Here is a 14,155-nt window from a genome sequence, read left to right as displayed (position 1 = left end):
TTATATTAAATAACTACTAATATCATTTTTTTATATAAGGAGTAAGTAGTAGGAATATGAAAAATATAGATTTTATACTAGAAAGTGATGAAACATTAAAACCGTCAGAAAGATTAGTACTATTATTATTAGAGAAGCATAGAATGTTATATACGAACGATCTATTAGCTCTTTCAAATTTATCATATAAAACATTAACAGATTCACTAACAGCACTCGTTTTAAAGTCTTATGTTTTAAAGGATACAGGTAAGGGAAGAAGGCAGAATTGTTATAGATTAGTATGATAAGATTAGTAATTATAGATATTTTATATGTGATTTTTTCAAATGTAAGGTAAAATTCGTTTTTTATTTTCGAATGAAAAAGTTAGTGTAGAGGGTACATATATATTTAAATTTCATTTTTTTATTGTATTTTTTAATGATAGAAACAAGAAAAATAAACTGTATAAAAATGAAATATAAAAAACAATCCGTTTTTAAAATGGATTGTTTTTTATTGGAATAATATTATTTGATAAATTGAAAGCATGAATGATTATTCTACTTCACATGTATATTTTTCAGGTAATAATTCCATAACGCTACATTTTACAAGTTCACCATTATAAGAAAGTATAACATTCGTATTTTTTCCGTAATCACTTATTAATTCTCGACACATACCACATGGAGCGACAACCCAACATTTTTCTATATCTTCATGAGGATGTGGGTGAGCAACTGCTACAATGGTATCAAATTCATGATCACCTTCTGAAATAGATTTTCCGATTGCCATAGCTTCACCGCATACTGTTATTCTTCCAACATTTGCTTCAACATGTACTGCTGCATACACATTACCCGTGTTGGTTCGTACAGCTGAACCGATATGATGACGACCATATTTATAGTTTTTTTCGATTACTTTTTCAGCAGCTCTAATTAAATCATAGTCTTCAGTGTTTAAAGGCATTACTTGTAACATAGTCTCTCTCCTTTATTAAGCATAATACGATCACTTTAACAGAAAATTTAAATATTTAAAACGAATAATTAAGTTTAATCACTATTATCAAAAAAACAATAAAATAACATTATTATGTAAATTATTAATTTGAAAAGGAAAATATAATAATGAATAGAACATATAGAAAGGGATATTCAAATAATTTGAAAACGGGGGGATTATTATGAAACATTTACAATCAATATCACAAGCAGTCATAAGCGGCGACAAGGAAAAGGTAGAAGAATTAATAAAGATTGATCCAAGTGTTGTTAACGAATTTAGTGAAGATGGCTGGACACCACTTCATTTAGCAGCTTATTTTGGACAAATAGAATTAGCAAGTTTTCTTTTAAAAAATGGTGCAGATATACATGTTAGAGCAAAGAATGAAAATGAGAATACACCACTTCAAGCGGCAATTGCGAACAAACAAAGCGAGCTTGTAGCTTTCTTAATTGAAAAGGGATCAGATGTGAATGCAGTTCAAAGTGGTGGTTGGACAGGTCTTCATGAAGCTGCTTTATTAGGAAATGAAGAAATAATTATATTATTACTTGAAAATCGGGCTAATAAAACGATTAAGAAAAATGATGGGAAAACAGCATACGATATTGCATTAGAGAAAGGGCATGAGCATCTTTTACATTATTTGCAGGGGGAAGTAAGTTTATGATTAATCGCTGGAATGTAGGGATTTTTCTATTTAATGAAGTGGAAGTGTTAGATTTCGCGGGGCCGTTTGAAGTTTTTTCCGTTGCTACAACGAATGGCGAACGACCATTTACTGTACATACCGTTAGCCAAGATGGGGAAATGATTATGGCGCGGAACGGATTAAAGGTACAACCGGATTATAGCATTGAAAACTTACCTCCAGTTGATATTTTAATTATTCCTGGTGGATTAGGTGTTAGAGAAAACGAAGTAGAAAATAAAATTGTAATAAATTGAATTCGCAAGCAGATGAAAGAAGTGAAGCTAATGGCCTCTGTTTGTACTGGAGCGCTTTTGTTAGCTAAAGCAGGTTTACTTGAGGAAAAACAAGCGACAACACATTGGGCTAGTATTGAAAACTTTAGAAATAATTTTCCGAATGTTGAAGTATTAGAAAATGTAAAGTTTGTAGATGAGGGGCATATTATTACGTCTGGTGGAATTTCAGCCGGAATTAATATGTCATTTCATATTGTAAAAAATTTGTTAGGTGTTCGGGTTGCTGAAGAAACAGCGAAGATAATGGAATATGATATTGATTTACAATATTAAAAGTAAAACAAGACCAGCAGTTGGAAAAATCCAAATGCTGGTCTTGTTTTATATTGACTGAATATACGCTAATTCCTCATTTGTAAGGATCGGACGGGTAGTTGCATCTGCATTTTCTTTCGCTTGTGTTTCTGTTTTTGCGCCAGGAATTGCGACCGATACTGCTGGATGGGAGAGGACGTAGCGAAGTGCAAGTTGTCCTAATGTCTGATTTTTATTTGAGAGTAACCTTAATTTTTCTACTTTTTGTAAATCTTCTTGAAACCACTTTTCTTTTGGCCATTCTTTGCGTAAATCTCCGTCAGGAAAAGTTGTTTTATTTGTAAACTTTCCAGTTAATATCCCCATTTTTAAAGGTCCGCGTATAACAGCTCCTAAATTGTTCTCTTGTAGGTAGGGCAGTATGTCGATTTCTGGTTTTCGGTTTAATATGTTGTAATCAAGTTGCACAACATCAATTTCATTGTTTTTATTGAAATGTTTTATATATTGTAGGTCGTGAGTTGAAACACCAACAGCTCTTACTTTTCCGTCCCGTTTTAATATTTCAAATGCGCGTAAAAATGCTTCTGTTTCTTCTTGTTTATCCCACCAAATGTGACAGAAATAAACATCAATATAATCTGTTTCTAAGCGCAGTAAGCTAGTTTCAAATACTGCGATTACTTTTTCGGCAGTATTATAAACAGGCTCTCCACTTGGATCATAGTGATGCCCAATTAAACCGCCTTTCGTTGATAAAACGATATTATTACGGTGCTCTCTTATTGCTTGAGTTACTAACCTTTCACTATGTCCTAAACCGTATACATCAGCAGTATCAATAAAGTTTACGCCGCATTCAATTGCTTTCTTCATAGCGGTTATAGATTGTTTGTCGTTAACAGGACCCCATTCATCGCCGCCAATCGCCCACGCTCCAAAGCCAATTTCAGAAACAATAATTCCAGTTTTACCTAATGTACGGTAGTGCATCGCTTTTCCTCCTTGTAAGCATGTTATAACATCGGTATGCAAAACTGGAATTTATGTGTGTAAAAATGTTTTCTACAATTGGGGAAAAAGAATAACATAAACTACTATTTTATAGCAGCATAAATAAAAATTTTCATATCAAATACGGAAATGTCGTCGAACGCTATCTCTAATTGGTTAATTTGTGAGATTTTTTTGTGAAGGAGCTTATTTTATAAGAATAGAATTTAAGTTAGTAAGAGGATCGTGCCGATGGTAGTGAAAAATATGGGTTAGGGGGATTTGAAAATGAGGAAACTCAAAAGAGTAAATGTTCCTAATATACCAGAGCAACTATCACAGTCTAATGACAATCGAGCAATAAATAAAAAGAAATTAAGGCGATTTATATTCATGTTTATTTTTGTCGCTGCAACTACTTTGTACGTTCAATATATATTGACGAAACAACAAGAAATAATAAGTGAAAAAAAAGATACAATAACGAATCAAAAGAAACAATTAGTTTCATTAAAGAAAGATCAAGGTTCTTTAAAGACTAACATCGAGAATTTAACGGATAATGAAGAAGAAATTTTAAAGTTTGCGAGAAAAGAGTATCAATTTTCTAAGTCCAACGAAACAATATTCGTATTGCCAAAGTGAAGTGGTGGAACAGTTAGCGATAGCTAACTGTTTTTTGATGTATGAGGGAAAAGGTGTTTGTAGTATGAATGTCATGGTACAAGGAGCAATGACATATTGTAAAAATGAGAAGTTTGAGCCATTTTTAATTGTTGAAATAGATTTTCATAATTATGGAATATACGTCAAAATAAATATTGTTAAAATTCTGTCAATTGTATATAATACAAGGTAAGCGGATACATTTTTTAATCAACGTTGAGTTAACAGCTCATACGTCTGTTAAGAAAACCATTATCCTCGTATAAGAAAGGAAGATAGCTGTGTACGCTTCAAATACAATTTACGTCGTAGGGGATGCGAAAGCACCTCAAAATAATCCTATTACCGAAAAGTTCAAAAGTTATTTTGTAGCATTTGTACTTGAGAAGGATACAGGGGAAATTGTAGATGCAGATTGCTCAGCAACAATTGCATTAACATCTCAATTTGTTAAATATTTGTTTCTACATAAAAATATTAATGACCCAGCATTAGTAACAGAAATAAAAAATCGATACTTCGGTTCGTCTCAAAAGGCGCTACTTGTAGCGCTAAAGGATGCACAGAAAAAATATAATCAGATTGCTGCTTTGTCTACCCATTCATAGACAAAATCCAGCCGTAAGAATTTTCTTATGGCTGGATTTTTTTATTTCGTATTAATAGGCAGAATAAAAGCCTCCCGTGGATTAAAGTTACACTCTAAAGACAACGAAAGGATGAACAAAATGAAAATTACTGATGTGAAGGTAAAACGTCGACACGTAAAACTTCATACACCGTTTAAAACAGCGCTCCGTACTGTAACGGAAATCGAAAGTATAGATGTGGTTATTCATACAGATGAAGGGATTGTTGGGAAAGGAGCTGCTACTGCAACGCCGGTTATTACAGGTGATTTTGCCAACGGGATTGAGGAAGCAATATTAGGGCCAATTCGCTCTGTATTAGTTGATAAAGATGTACTGCAGTTTCAAACGTTATTGTTACACATTCAAATGAGCTGTATAGGAAATACAAGTGCGAAAGCGGCGGTAGATATGGCTTTATACGATGTATATTGTCAATTTCACAACATACCATTATACGCATTACTAGGTGGAAAGAAAGAGATTTATACTGATATTACTGTAAGTGTGGATGAACCTTTATTAATGGCAAAAGAAACGAAAAAGCATATCGAAAAGGGATTCCAAACATTAAAAATTAAGGTGGGTAAAGAGGCGCATTTAGATTTGGAACGCATAGAGGCAATTCGAAATGTGGTTCCAAAGAGTACAACGTTACGTTTAGATGCAAATCAAGGATGGAAACCGAAAGAAGCGATTTCTATTATTAGAGAAATGGAGAATAGAAATTTAAATATAGAATTTGTAGAACAACCAGTTCATGCGAAAGATTGGGAAGGATTAAAGTACGTAAAGGACAATGTACAAACGCCTATTATGGCAGATGAAAGTATGTTTTCAGCGGGTGACGCATTAAAAATTGTCCAAGGAGGATATGCAGACCTGATTAATATTAAATTAATGAAATGCGGTGGTATTCGAGAAGCCTGGAAAATTGCGGATATCGCGGAAGCAGCAGGTGTGAAATGTATGGTTGGAAGTATGATGGAATCTTCACTTTCAGTTAGTGCTGTTGCCCATTTAGCTGCGGCACATCCGAACATTCATTACTTTGATCTTGATGCACCGTTATGGTTAGTAGAAGAGCCAGAAGGAATGACTTACACTGGTCCAAAGGTAAACCTGCATTCTGTAGTGAATATACAATCTTAGGAGTAGTACCTAGTAAACTATCTTTTAAGGGGGATATATATGAAAAAAGTAGGAACTGCATTTTTAACAACTTTATTTATATTTTCATCGTTTACTTCGGCAAATGCTGAAGAGAAGAAGGATAATAAAGCATTTATAGATGTATCTGCTGCAACGTTATGGACTGCGCCTGACTCATTACGACCAATTGATGCACCGAGCGCAACAAATCCAGTTGATTTGTGGAAGTGGACGAAATCAATGACGCTTGATGAGAAGCTTTGGTTAACGAGTGCAAATAAATTAGAAACGCAAGCGCTACTCGGTCAAGAAGTAACAGTAATTGATAAAAAAGGTGATTGGGTAAAAGTACTAGTGCACGGACAGCCAACTCCACGAAACGAAGAAGGCTATCCAGGTTGGATGCCTGAAAAACAATTAACATATAATCAAGAATTTGCAGATAAAACAAATGAACCTTTCGTATTAGTAACGAAACCGACAGCCATTTTGTATATAAATCCTTCTGAAAAACATAAATCACTTGAAGTCAGTTATAATACGCGACTGCCGCTATTAAGTGAAGATCCGATTTCATACCGTGTATTGTTACCAAATGGTCAGAAGGCATGGCTACGAAAAAATGATGGAACTGTTTACCGTTCTCAAAATGATATTCCAAAGCCGACAGCTGATGATTTAATAAACACGGGAAAAATGTTTTTAGGATTACCGTATATATGGGCTGGTACAAGTGGATTCGGATTTGATTGCTCTGGATTTACACATACGATTTATAAATCACATGGTATTACAATACCGAGGGATTCTGGGCCACAATCAAAAGCAGGAATTGCGGTTGATAAAGAAAACCTACAAAAGGGCGATTTAATATTCTTTGCACATAACCAAGGAAAAGGTAGTGTTCATCACGTTGGAATGTATATTGGTGACGGAAATATGATTCACTCACCAAGAGCTGAAAGATCAGTTGAAATTATTCCGTTAAATACACCAGGATATATAGAAGAATACGCGGGTGCTCGTCGTTACTTACCTTAAAAAATAGAGGGGGTTTTCAAATGAAAAAAGTTGTTCGTTACTCATTAGTTAGTACTCTATTAGTTTCTTCATTTTTAGTGGGCTGCGCAAAAGAAAAAACAACGACAAAGCCGAGAGATGAGAAGAAAGTATTACAGCTACTAGAAACGGGTGAAATTCCGTCATTAAATTCAGGAAAAGTAACTGATGCGGTATCGTTTAACGTGTTAAATAACGTAATGGAAGGGTTATTCCGTTTATCGAAAAATGATGAAGTGATTGAGGCTGGGGCACAGAAATATGAAGTGAGTAAAGACGGAAAGACTTATACATTCCACTTGCGTGATGCGAAATGGTCTAACGGTGATCCAGTAACAGCTCATGATTACGTATATGCTTGGAAGCAACTTATTAATCCAGATACAGTCTCTCAATATGCATATATCGCGTACGATGTGAAAAATGCGGAGAAGATAAATAAGAAACAATTAGGCTTAGAAGAATTAGGTGTGAAAGCAAAAGATGATAAAACGTTCGTTGTTGAGTTAGAACATCCAGTACCGTATTTTACGAAACTACTTATTTTACCGTCTTTCTATCCAATTAATGAAAAGTTTGCGAAAGAGCAAGGCGATAAATACGGGTTAGAAGCAAATAAAGCGATATATAATGGGCCATTTACATTATCAGAGTGGAAGCATGAAGCAAGTTTTACAATGAAGAAAAACGATAAATATTGGGATAAAAAAGAAGTGAAGTTAGATGAAGTAAACTATCAAATTGTTAAAGAAATTTCAACTGCGGTAAATTTATATGAAACAGATAAAGTAGATAGGGCTGTCATTTCCACAGAATTCGTAGATAAATATAAAAATAATAAAGAGCTAAAACAATATACAGATCCGGTTATGTACTTCTTCCGTTTCAATGAAAATGTACCAATTCTTAAAAATAAAAATGCCCGTCTTGCACTAAGTACTGTGTTTGATAAGAAGGGGCTCGCAACTTCATTTTTAAATGATGGTTCTGTCGCTGCGAACTACTACGTACCAAAAGGATTTTTAAAAGGTCCAGATAAGAAAGATTTTAGAAGTACGGCAGGTGAGTTTAATAAGACTGATGTAAAACAAGCGAAAGAATATTGGGAAAAGGCGAAGCAAGAAACGGGAACAAATGAAGTAACGCTGGAGTTATTAAACTATGACTTAGAAAACTTTAAAAAAGTAGGCGAGTATATTAAAGAACAGCTTGAGAAAAATTTACCAGGCTTAAAGGTAAATGTGAAATTACAACCACATACACAAAAACTAGCGCTCGAGAAGAAAAAAGAATATGAAATGTCGTTATCACGTTGGTTACCTGATTATCCAGATCCAATGACATACTTAGAAGTTTTCCTTTCGGGAAGTACCGTAAATAATACAGGATATGCAAATCCAGAGTATGACGCGTTAATTAAGAAGATTAAAACTGAATTAGGTAATGATGAAAAAGCTCGTTGGAAAGCACTGCAAGATGCTGAAAAAATGCTTCTGGATGATGCAGTAATTGCACCAGTATTCCAGCGAGGATTATCGTATTTACAAAAGCCATATGTGAAAGACTTATATGTACATCAATTTGGTCCAGCTACAAGCTTAAAATGGGCAGATGTACAAAAGTAAAGTGATGGAGAAACAGACTTCACGTATGTGATAGTCTGTTTTTTCTTATAGCTTCAAATGAGTTATAGACATTTCAAATGTTTTCTCGCCGTTTAAAAATAAAATTATTACATAAATTCCAGTGTGAAATTTATGTGGAATCTTGTATAATTAACGTGTTTCTTTGGAAACATTTTCTTGTGCTATTTGTATAGGACTTAATAGAACAAGGAAGGAAATACATACATGTATAATAGATAAATAGAATGGAACATGTATAGAGAAAAAGGAGAGAAATGATGACGTGTCAAAAACAAGGGTTACAATTTAATAGTACTAGAAAGAGGAATAGCAGATGAAGATGAAGCATGTTTTCGGACCAATTATTTTAGCTTGCGTACTTTTTTTCATTGTATTGCTTATTCCCTCTAAGAGTTTAGTATCACTAATAAGCGATAAAAAGGTAGAAGATGCAGCAACTTCCTTGCAAAAAGAAAAATTGCAAAGTGTTTTCTTACAGCAAAAAATGTTAGAGAATTCGCAGTATTTACCGATGTATGGTTCATCAGAATTTTTACGAATGGATGCATATCATCCGTCTAATTATTTTAAAGTAAATCCGGCAGGCTTTACTCCATTTTTAATAGGGACTGGTGGTACGCAAAGCTTGGCTCATATTTTAAATATGACGTCTACAATGGATGGATTAGAAGGTAAAAAGGTAGTCTTTGTTCTTTCACCACAATGGTTTACAAAAACCGGTGTGTCACAAGGGGATTTTACAAATAATTTCTCCAAACAACAAGCCTATCACTTTATTTTTAATGATGAAATAAATCCTGAAATGAAGAAAAAAATCGCGAAGCGTTTATTAGATTACAAAGTTGTTCGTAAAGACGCGATCTTAAGTAGTTCTCTAGAAAGTATTATATATAACGATACAAAACATAACATAAAAGCTGGATTAGCTAAGCCGCTAGCGTATATGTATCGGAACATTTTAGATCATCGAGATTTATTTAACTCTCTATTTAAGATTGAACCGATGAAAGAGAAAACGAATATGGGATTACGTTCGCTTTCTTGGGAAGATGCACGTAAACATGCGGAGCAAGAAGGTAAAGTGGGATCCACAACAAATACATTCGGAATTGAAAATCCATATTACTATAAACATAATTTAAAGAAAAAATTAAAAGGTTTAAAAAACTTTAGAGCAAATGAATCTTATGATGATTCACCAGAATATGATGACTTACAAATTGTTTTAGATCTTTTCAAAGAAAAAAATATAAAACCACTCTTTATTTCTGTGCCTGTAAACGGACCGTGGTATGATTACGCTGGTTTCCCGAAAGAACGTCGTGATGTGTATTATAATAAGGTTCGCGAGCAAGTCGAGAAAGCGGGATACCCAGTAGTCGATTTTTCTAGCCATGAATATGATAAGTATTTCTTAAAAGATACGATTCATTTAGGTTGGAAAGGCTGGATTTATTTCGATGAAGCAGTGCATAAGTTTTACTCTGAGAAATAACAACTTAGAAACAGGAATGGCAATTAAGCCGTTCCTGTTTTTTAATATAAAGGATTTTGGTGTGGGCAATTTGGAAAGGCGTGTATATCTTGAATTTGTCTAAAATCATAATGTTTCATTGCAAATTGAGCTTGGTAAAGGTATTCATAAACAAATAATTGATTATTTTGTACGCCGCATAAAACGCCGGATGTCCCTTGCCCATTAATGAGGGAAACACCAACAGGGCGTCCGATTAAGTATGGTACTTTTTGCTGCCAATGCATAGGGGAAATCACTCCTTTTGAGTTACTATACGAATTATATGACTGAATGGTTGCTTATCCACGTAAATCTTAAACTGGAGGGGTTTTTATGTAATGTCTAGAAGTTATATATGAATCGATTATTAGTGTGAAAGAGGAATGAATTATGGAGAAAGAAAGTATTCTAGAAGAAAAGTTAAGACTAATAGAATGGTGCCAAACATTGAAGTGTGTAACTAATGATGTATGGTTTGAACCTTTTAGAAAAGGTTCATGGGGAATTGCGGATGTGATTTCACATTTAATCATTTGGGATGAGTTTTTAATGAATTTTAGAATTCCATACTTTATAAGTGGACAATCTGTACCCCATGTTCCAACAGGTGTTGAGGAAATGAATGAGGGTGCAATGAAATATGCGAGATCCGGTATTTCAAAAGAAGAACTATTAGATCAATTCAGCTTTACTCGTAAACAGTTAGTTGATCAAATTAATCAAATTTCTGCCCGGAATTTTAAAGATGATTTCCAATTCGGCACGAAAAGAGTGAGATTAAACAATTATTTTTCATCACTCATTCAACATGATTTAAAACATAAAGAAGAAATTATACAATTCCTAAAACTTAGCGAAGCCAATAATAAAAACCGCTATAATTCTAAATGAATTTATAGCGGTTATTATTATAATCTTAAGCAAGATTTTTACGTTTTTTTGTCCACTTTTTTATTACGAAATATAAAATAATAAGAACAACCCCGCCAATAGCGAAAGATTTCACATACGGTCCAGCAATTTCATTAATATTCTCCCAGTTTTCACCTAGTTTTTCACCTAGATAAATGAAAATGATAGACCAAGGGATTATCGCAAGTGCTGTTAAAGTAGTGAAACGTAGTAATGGCATTTTTGTAATACCAGCAGGAATTGAAATCGCATGACGCACTACCGGAATGAAGCGCGCTGTGAAAATTACGCCAGTTCCGTAACGATTAAACCAATCTTCAGCAGCATCCATTTGTTTTTTATGTATGAAAATATACTTACCGTAACGTTCTAATACAGGGCGACCACCATATCGACCAATCCAATAAACAAAAATTTGGGCAATAACACCACCAATTGTACCGAATATAACTGCGCCTACAAATGAGATACTACCATTGAATACTAAGTATCCCGCATAAGCAAGGACAATCTCACTTGGAATAATTTCAATCATAAGTCCGAGCATAATGCCCCAATAACCTAATCCTTCAAAAAATGTTAATACTGAGTGAATAAAACTACTTAACATTGTTGCACCTTCTAATTTATGAATTTTGAATATAAGCCCCTTTATTTAACAACATAAAAGGTTCACTATATGTAGATTATACCTTATTTATATAGGGGATTGCCATTTCAATTCTTTTATGTCTCTCATAAGTATTATAGTAAATGATATAAGTTGAGTTTTCATGAAGAGAGAATGAAAGGAATATTAAAAAATTCTCATTTTATATGTAGTAAAAATAGGGGGATTTTTATTTGTATGTTATACAATAAAGGTGGAATATTTGGAATTTATATCTATAAAAAGGGCTATATGCAGGAGGAGTTAAATGAATGTTAGGATTACCCCGTGGTGAAGTTTTTTTAGTTCCATGGACTGAGGAATGGGAAGTTGCATTTTTAAAAGAGAAACAATTAATTGAAGACCAAATTGGAGAATATATTTTGGCAACACACCATATTGGAAGTACTTCTAGTCCATACTTGAGTGCAAAACCTATTATTGATATTGCAATTGAATTGAAAAATTTTGAGAATGGTGTGAAATGTATTGCTAGGTTAGAACATTTAAAATATAGGTATAGAAAAGATGTATTACCTGAAAGATATTATTTTAATAAAGGAGAGCCGAGAACACATCAAATTCATATGTATGAAAAGGGGAATAAATATTTAATTGAGCAATTGTGTTTTAGAAACTACTTAATAAATAATAAAACTGCTCGGATTGAGTATGAGCAGTTAAAGATGAAATTGTCACAGGTTACCCCCAATAATAAACATAAATATGCTGATGATAAAACAGGCTTTGTTAAATCTGCATTGGATAAAATAAACAATTGAAAAAGGAGGCTATGTGAAACTATTGGCATTCCTAAATTAAATAAACCTATTATCTACATAGAAACATCGATATAATCGTATCTTTTATAATGACAAAAAGAGGGGCCATAATCTATGGCTCCTCTTTTTACGGCTTCACATCTAAATTTTGTAAAAATAACGTTGCTGTCACATATCGTTTCGCTAACATTTGTACATATGCGGTATGTACAGATAGTGTAGCGATAATAATAGCGTTACGAATTGCTTCGCGTTGTTCGTTATTTATTTGATCGAACTTGCTTGCGATTTTATCCGCTTTTTCTTTTACAATATTTTCAATCGTATGAATTGTATCTGTAGCATTTAGTTGTATGCAATTCCCTTGATTTAGTTCTTCAAATAAAGAGGAGTAAGCACCATATAAATGAACAGGATTAATTAAATCGTCACTACGATCGGCCGGGTCGTTTACGATGAGTCGTAATAGTTTACGAATAGATTCAAAATCAAGTGCCGTTTTTAAATCTTCAACAATAAATAGTAAGGCTGCTTGTTCGATTGAGTATTTCTTCCCTTTTTGAGGGGAGCCAATCATTTCTTTTATATCTCGTTTCACCCAGTTTTGCATAGCAGTTACAGAGAAACTCGTGTTTTCAATCTGATTACCAAGCGCAACTATTTCATTTAAAGAAAAACCAACATCTGTATCATCGATTTTAATTAATTTTTCAAAAATAGGTGAAAGTGCGGTTGTAATAAAAGCTGTAACGCTTTGTCCGCTTTCAATATCTTTTTTATGTGACTTTGCCCAAGCTTCTTGTAAAATGCTAAGAGGCTTTTTCGGATTCCATCCTCTAAGTGATAGAAGGAGCGTTGCCATTTCGTTTCGTGTGAGATGAAATGTTTCCATCTTTTCACCTCCAAAATTATAAAAAGTTCTTATGAACTTATAATATGTTTTGTTTCATTTAAAGTCAATTCTGTTTTGCTTAATTTTTCCTATGTCATAAATTTGTCGTAAGTAAATAATACTTGCATATTTCGACAAAAGTTCATATAATAAGTTCATAAGAACCTTTAAAAAGGTTTTAAAATAAATCTATCATTCTTATTTTAAAAGAAAGGTAGATTTCACATATATCTATATAAAAGGAGAATGGATATAATATGTTGAAAAAATTTGTAGCAGTAATGACAGCATTCATGGTTATCTTTGGAGCTAGTAGCTTTATGTTCGTAAATCACGCGGAAGCGAAAAGTTACAAATCTGGTAAGAAATCATATACACCAAGTTCTGGTCAAAATTCAAAAGTTGATTTAAACAAAAAAGATTCTAATGTAAATTCACAAAAAACGACAACAGATTCAAAAACAAAAGCAACAAACACAGCACCAAAAAGTAATAAAGGTGGCTTTATGAAAGGCTTATTACTAGGTGGTCTTGGTGGTTTACTAATGGGTAGCTTATTTGCAAATATGGGAGCTCTTGGTTCTGTATTAGCGTTTATGGTAAATATGTTAGTAATGGCTGGTATCGTAATGTTAGCAGTTCGTGCATTTAAATACTTCAAAGATCAACGTAAGAAGAAGGCAGATGAAGTAGCATGGAAACAATAAAAATTTCTGAACAAGAGCTTATAAATGCACTTTGTGTATATATCGCTGAAAAAAGACAAGTTGGTCCAGAAGAAGTTGCAGTTGAACTAATGTATGATGATGACTACGGTTTCTCTGCAGAAGTAGAGGTAAATGGTCGCCAGCAAATTTTAATTCAAGCAAACTTAATCGAAGCGCTACGCTTACTACTTGATCGAGAATACAACGTCAATTCATTTGCTGCAAGATTGCAACTTGAATTAGATGATGAAGAAGGCATTTACGCATTAGCGAAATTTAATAACTCAGAAGAGTAGTGAAAAGAGCTG

Annotated in this window: 18 protein-coding genes and 1 pseudogene; 14 read left to right on the top strand and 5 right to left on the bottom strand. The window is 33.5% G+C overall.

Annotated features, from left to right (window positions below):
- Positions 1 to 56 precede the first annotated feature (56 nt).
- Positions 57 to 287, top strand: coding sequence for a hypothetical protein (locus BAQ49_RS16455; RefSeq protein WP_000789035.1), 231 nt, complete (start codon positions 57 to 59; stop codon positions 285 to 287).
- A gap of 253 nt (positions 288 to 540) precedes the next feature.
- Here BAQ49_RS16455 and BAQ49_RS16450 read toward each other — a convergent pair whose 3' ends face one another.
- Entirely contained in the window at positions 541 to 972 is a 432-nt protein-coding gene (locus tag BAQ49_RS16450; protein WP_071746211.1) for a cytidine deaminase, read from the bottom strand.
- Between the two features lie 205 nt (positions 973 to 1,177).
- Between BAQ49_RS16450 and BAQ49_RS16445 the strand changes: the two genes are divergently transcribed.
- Both BAQ49_RS16445 and BAQ49_RS16440 read left to right on the top strand, forming a co-directional pair.
- Positions 1,178 to 1,669: an ankyrin repeat domain-containing protein gene (locus BAQ49_RS16445; protein ID WP_071746210.1), complete on the top strand. Its 492-nt coding sequence runs from the start codon at positions 1,178 to 1,180 to the stop codon at positions 1,667 to 1,669.
- Positions 1,666 to 2,262, top strand: a pseudogene (locus BAQ49_RS16440) (DJ-1/PfpI family protein). The gene BAQ49_RS16445 and the pseudogene BAQ49_RS16440 overlap by 4 nt, the downstream one beginning before the upstream one ends.
- Positions 2,263 to 2,310: 48 nt before the next feature.
- Here the strand turns inward: BAQ49_RS16440 and BAQ49_RS16435 are convergent.
- The gene (locus tag BAQ49_RS16435) at positions 2,311 to 3,237 is read right to left on the bottom strand and encodes an aldo/keto reductase (protein ID WP_071746209.1); all 927 of its coding nucleotides are present in this window, start codon (positions 3,235 to 3,237) and stop codon (positions 2,311 to 2,313) included.
- 288 nt (positions 3,238 to 3,525) lie between these two features.
- Here BAQ49_RS16435 and BAQ49_RS16430 point away from each other — a divergent pair, with 288 nt between their 5' ends.
- From BAQ49_RS16430 to dltD, 7 genes are all read left to right on the top strand, one after another.
- Entirely contained in the window at positions 3,526 to 3,882 is a 357-nt protein-coding gene (locus tag BAQ49_RS16430) for an FtsB family cell division protein (RefSeq protein WP_071746208.1), read from the top strand.
- Complete coding sequence (locus BAQ49_RS34120; protein ID WP_071746207.1) at positions 3,821 to 4,096, top strand: hypothetical protein; 276 nt, start codon at positions 3,821 to 3,823, stop codon at positions 4,094 to 4,096. Before BAQ49_RS16430 ends, BAQ49_RS34120 begins: the two co-directional genes overlap by 62 nt.
- An 88-nt stretch (positions 4,097 to 4,184) precedes the next feature.
- Positions 4,185 to 4,511, top strand: a complete 327-nt coding sequence (locus BAQ49_RS16420) for a DUF3870 domain-containing protein (protein WP_002012954.1) — start codon at positions 4,185 to 4,187, stop codon at positions 4,509 to 4,511.
- Positions 4,512 to 4,622: 111 nt separating this feature from the next.
- Complete coding sequence (locus BAQ49_RS16415) at positions 4,623 to 5,684, top strand: dipeptide epimerase (RefSeq protein WP_180237364.1); 1,062 nt, start codon at positions 4,623 to 4,625, stop codon at positions 5,682 to 5,684.
- A gap of 39 nt (positions 5,685 to 5,723) precedes the next feature.
- A complete protein-coding gene (locus tag BAQ49_RS16410) occupies positions 5,724 to 6,725 on the top strand; it encodes a C40 family peptidase (protein ID WP_071746205.1) in 1,002 nt (333 codons plus the stop codon).
- A gap of 20 nt (positions 6,726 to 6,745) precedes the next feature.
- Positions 6,746 to 8,368 (top strand): peptide ABC transporter substrate-binding protein, encoded by a 1,623-nt coding sequence (locus BAQ49_RS16405; protein ID WP_071746204.1) that lies wholly within the window; start codon positions 6,746 to 6,748, stop codon positions 8,366 to 8,368.
- A 334-nt stretch (positions 8,369 to 8,702) separates the two neighbouring features.
- Positions 8,703 to 9,884, top strand: coding sequence for a D-alanyl-lipoteichoic acid biosynthesis protein DltD (gene dltD / locus BAQ49_RS16400; RefSeq protein WP_071746203.1), 1,182 nt, complete (start codon positions 8,703 to 8,705; stop codon positions 9,882 to 9,884).
- A gap of 41 nt (positions 9,885 to 9,925) precedes the next feature.
- Here the strand turns inward: dltD and BAQ49_RS16395 are convergent, their stop codons facing one another.
- Complete coding sequence (locus tag BAQ49_RS16395; protein ID WP_002032598.1) at positions 9,926 to 10,150, bottom strand: hypothetical protein; 225 nt, start codon at positions 10,148 to 10,150, stop codon at positions 9,926 to 9,928.
- A 145-nt stretch (positions 10,151 to 10,295) separates the two neighbouring features.
- Between BAQ49_RS16395 and BAQ49_RS16390 the strand changes: the two genes are divergently transcribed.
- Positions 10,296 to 10,796 carry a DinB family protein gene (locus tag BAQ49_RS16390; protein ID WP_071746202.1) on the top strand — a complete coding sequence of 167 codons (501 nt, stop codon included), beginning with the start codon at positions 10,296 to 10,298 and terminating at the stop codon, positions 10,794 to 10,796.
- Between the two features lie 25 nt (positions 10,797 to 10,821).
- Here the strand turns inward: BAQ49_RS16390 and uptA are convergent, their stop codons facing one another.
- Positions 10,822 to 11,427 carry an undecaprenyl phosphate transporter UptA gene (gene uptA / locus BAQ49_RS16385; protein WP_071746201.1) on the bottom strand — a complete coding sequence of 202 codons (606 nt, stop codon included), beginning with the start codon at positions 11,425 to 11,427 and terminating at the stop codon, positions 10,822 to 10,824.
- Positions 11,428 to 11,738: 311 nt separating this feature from the next.
- Between uptA and BAQ49_RS16380 the strand changes: the two genes are divergently transcribed.
- Complete coding sequence (locus BAQ49_RS16380; RefSeq protein ID WP_071746200.1) at positions 11,739 to 12,248, top strand: GrpB family protein; 510 nt, start codon at positions 11,739 to 11,741, stop codon at positions 12,246 to 12,248.
- A gap of 127 nt (positions 12,249 to 12,375) precedes the next feature.
- On the opposite strand, the gene BAQ49_RS16375 is transcribed toward BAQ49_RS16380, so the two are convergent.
- A complete protein-coding gene (locus BAQ49_RS16375; RefSeq protein WP_000447222.1) occupies positions 12,376 to 13,140 on the bottom strand; it encodes a DUF1836 domain-containing protein in 765 nt (254 codons plus the stop codon).
- 257 nt (positions 13,141 to 13,397) lie between these two features.
- Here BAQ49_RS16375 and BAQ49_RS16370 point away from each other — a divergent pair, with 257 nt between their 5' ends.
- Both BAQ49_RS16370 and BAQ49_RS16365 read left to right on the top strand, forming a co-directional pair.
- Entirely contained in the window at positions 13,398 to 13,847 is a 450-nt protein-coding gene (locus BAQ49_RS16370; protein ID WP_000913423.1) for a hypothetical protein, read from the top strand.
- Positions 13,835 to 14,143, top strand: a complete 309-nt coding sequence (locus tag BAQ49_RS16365) for a YxcD family protein (RefSeq protein WP_071746199.1) — start codon at positions 13,835 to 13,837, stop codon at positions 14,141 to 14,143. Before BAQ49_RS16370 ends, BAQ49_RS16365 begins: the two co-directional genes overlap by 13 nt.
- Positions 14,144 to 14,155 lie beyond the last annotated feature (12 nt).

Source organism: Bacillus proteolyticus, from assembly GCF_001884065.1.
GTDB lineage: Bacteria > Bacillota > Bacilli > Bacillales > Bacillaceae_G > Bacillus_A > Bacillus_A proteolyticus.
The sequence above is the reverse complement of the archived record's forward strand: the minus strand, read 5'-3'. Positions and strand labels throughout refer to the sequence as shown.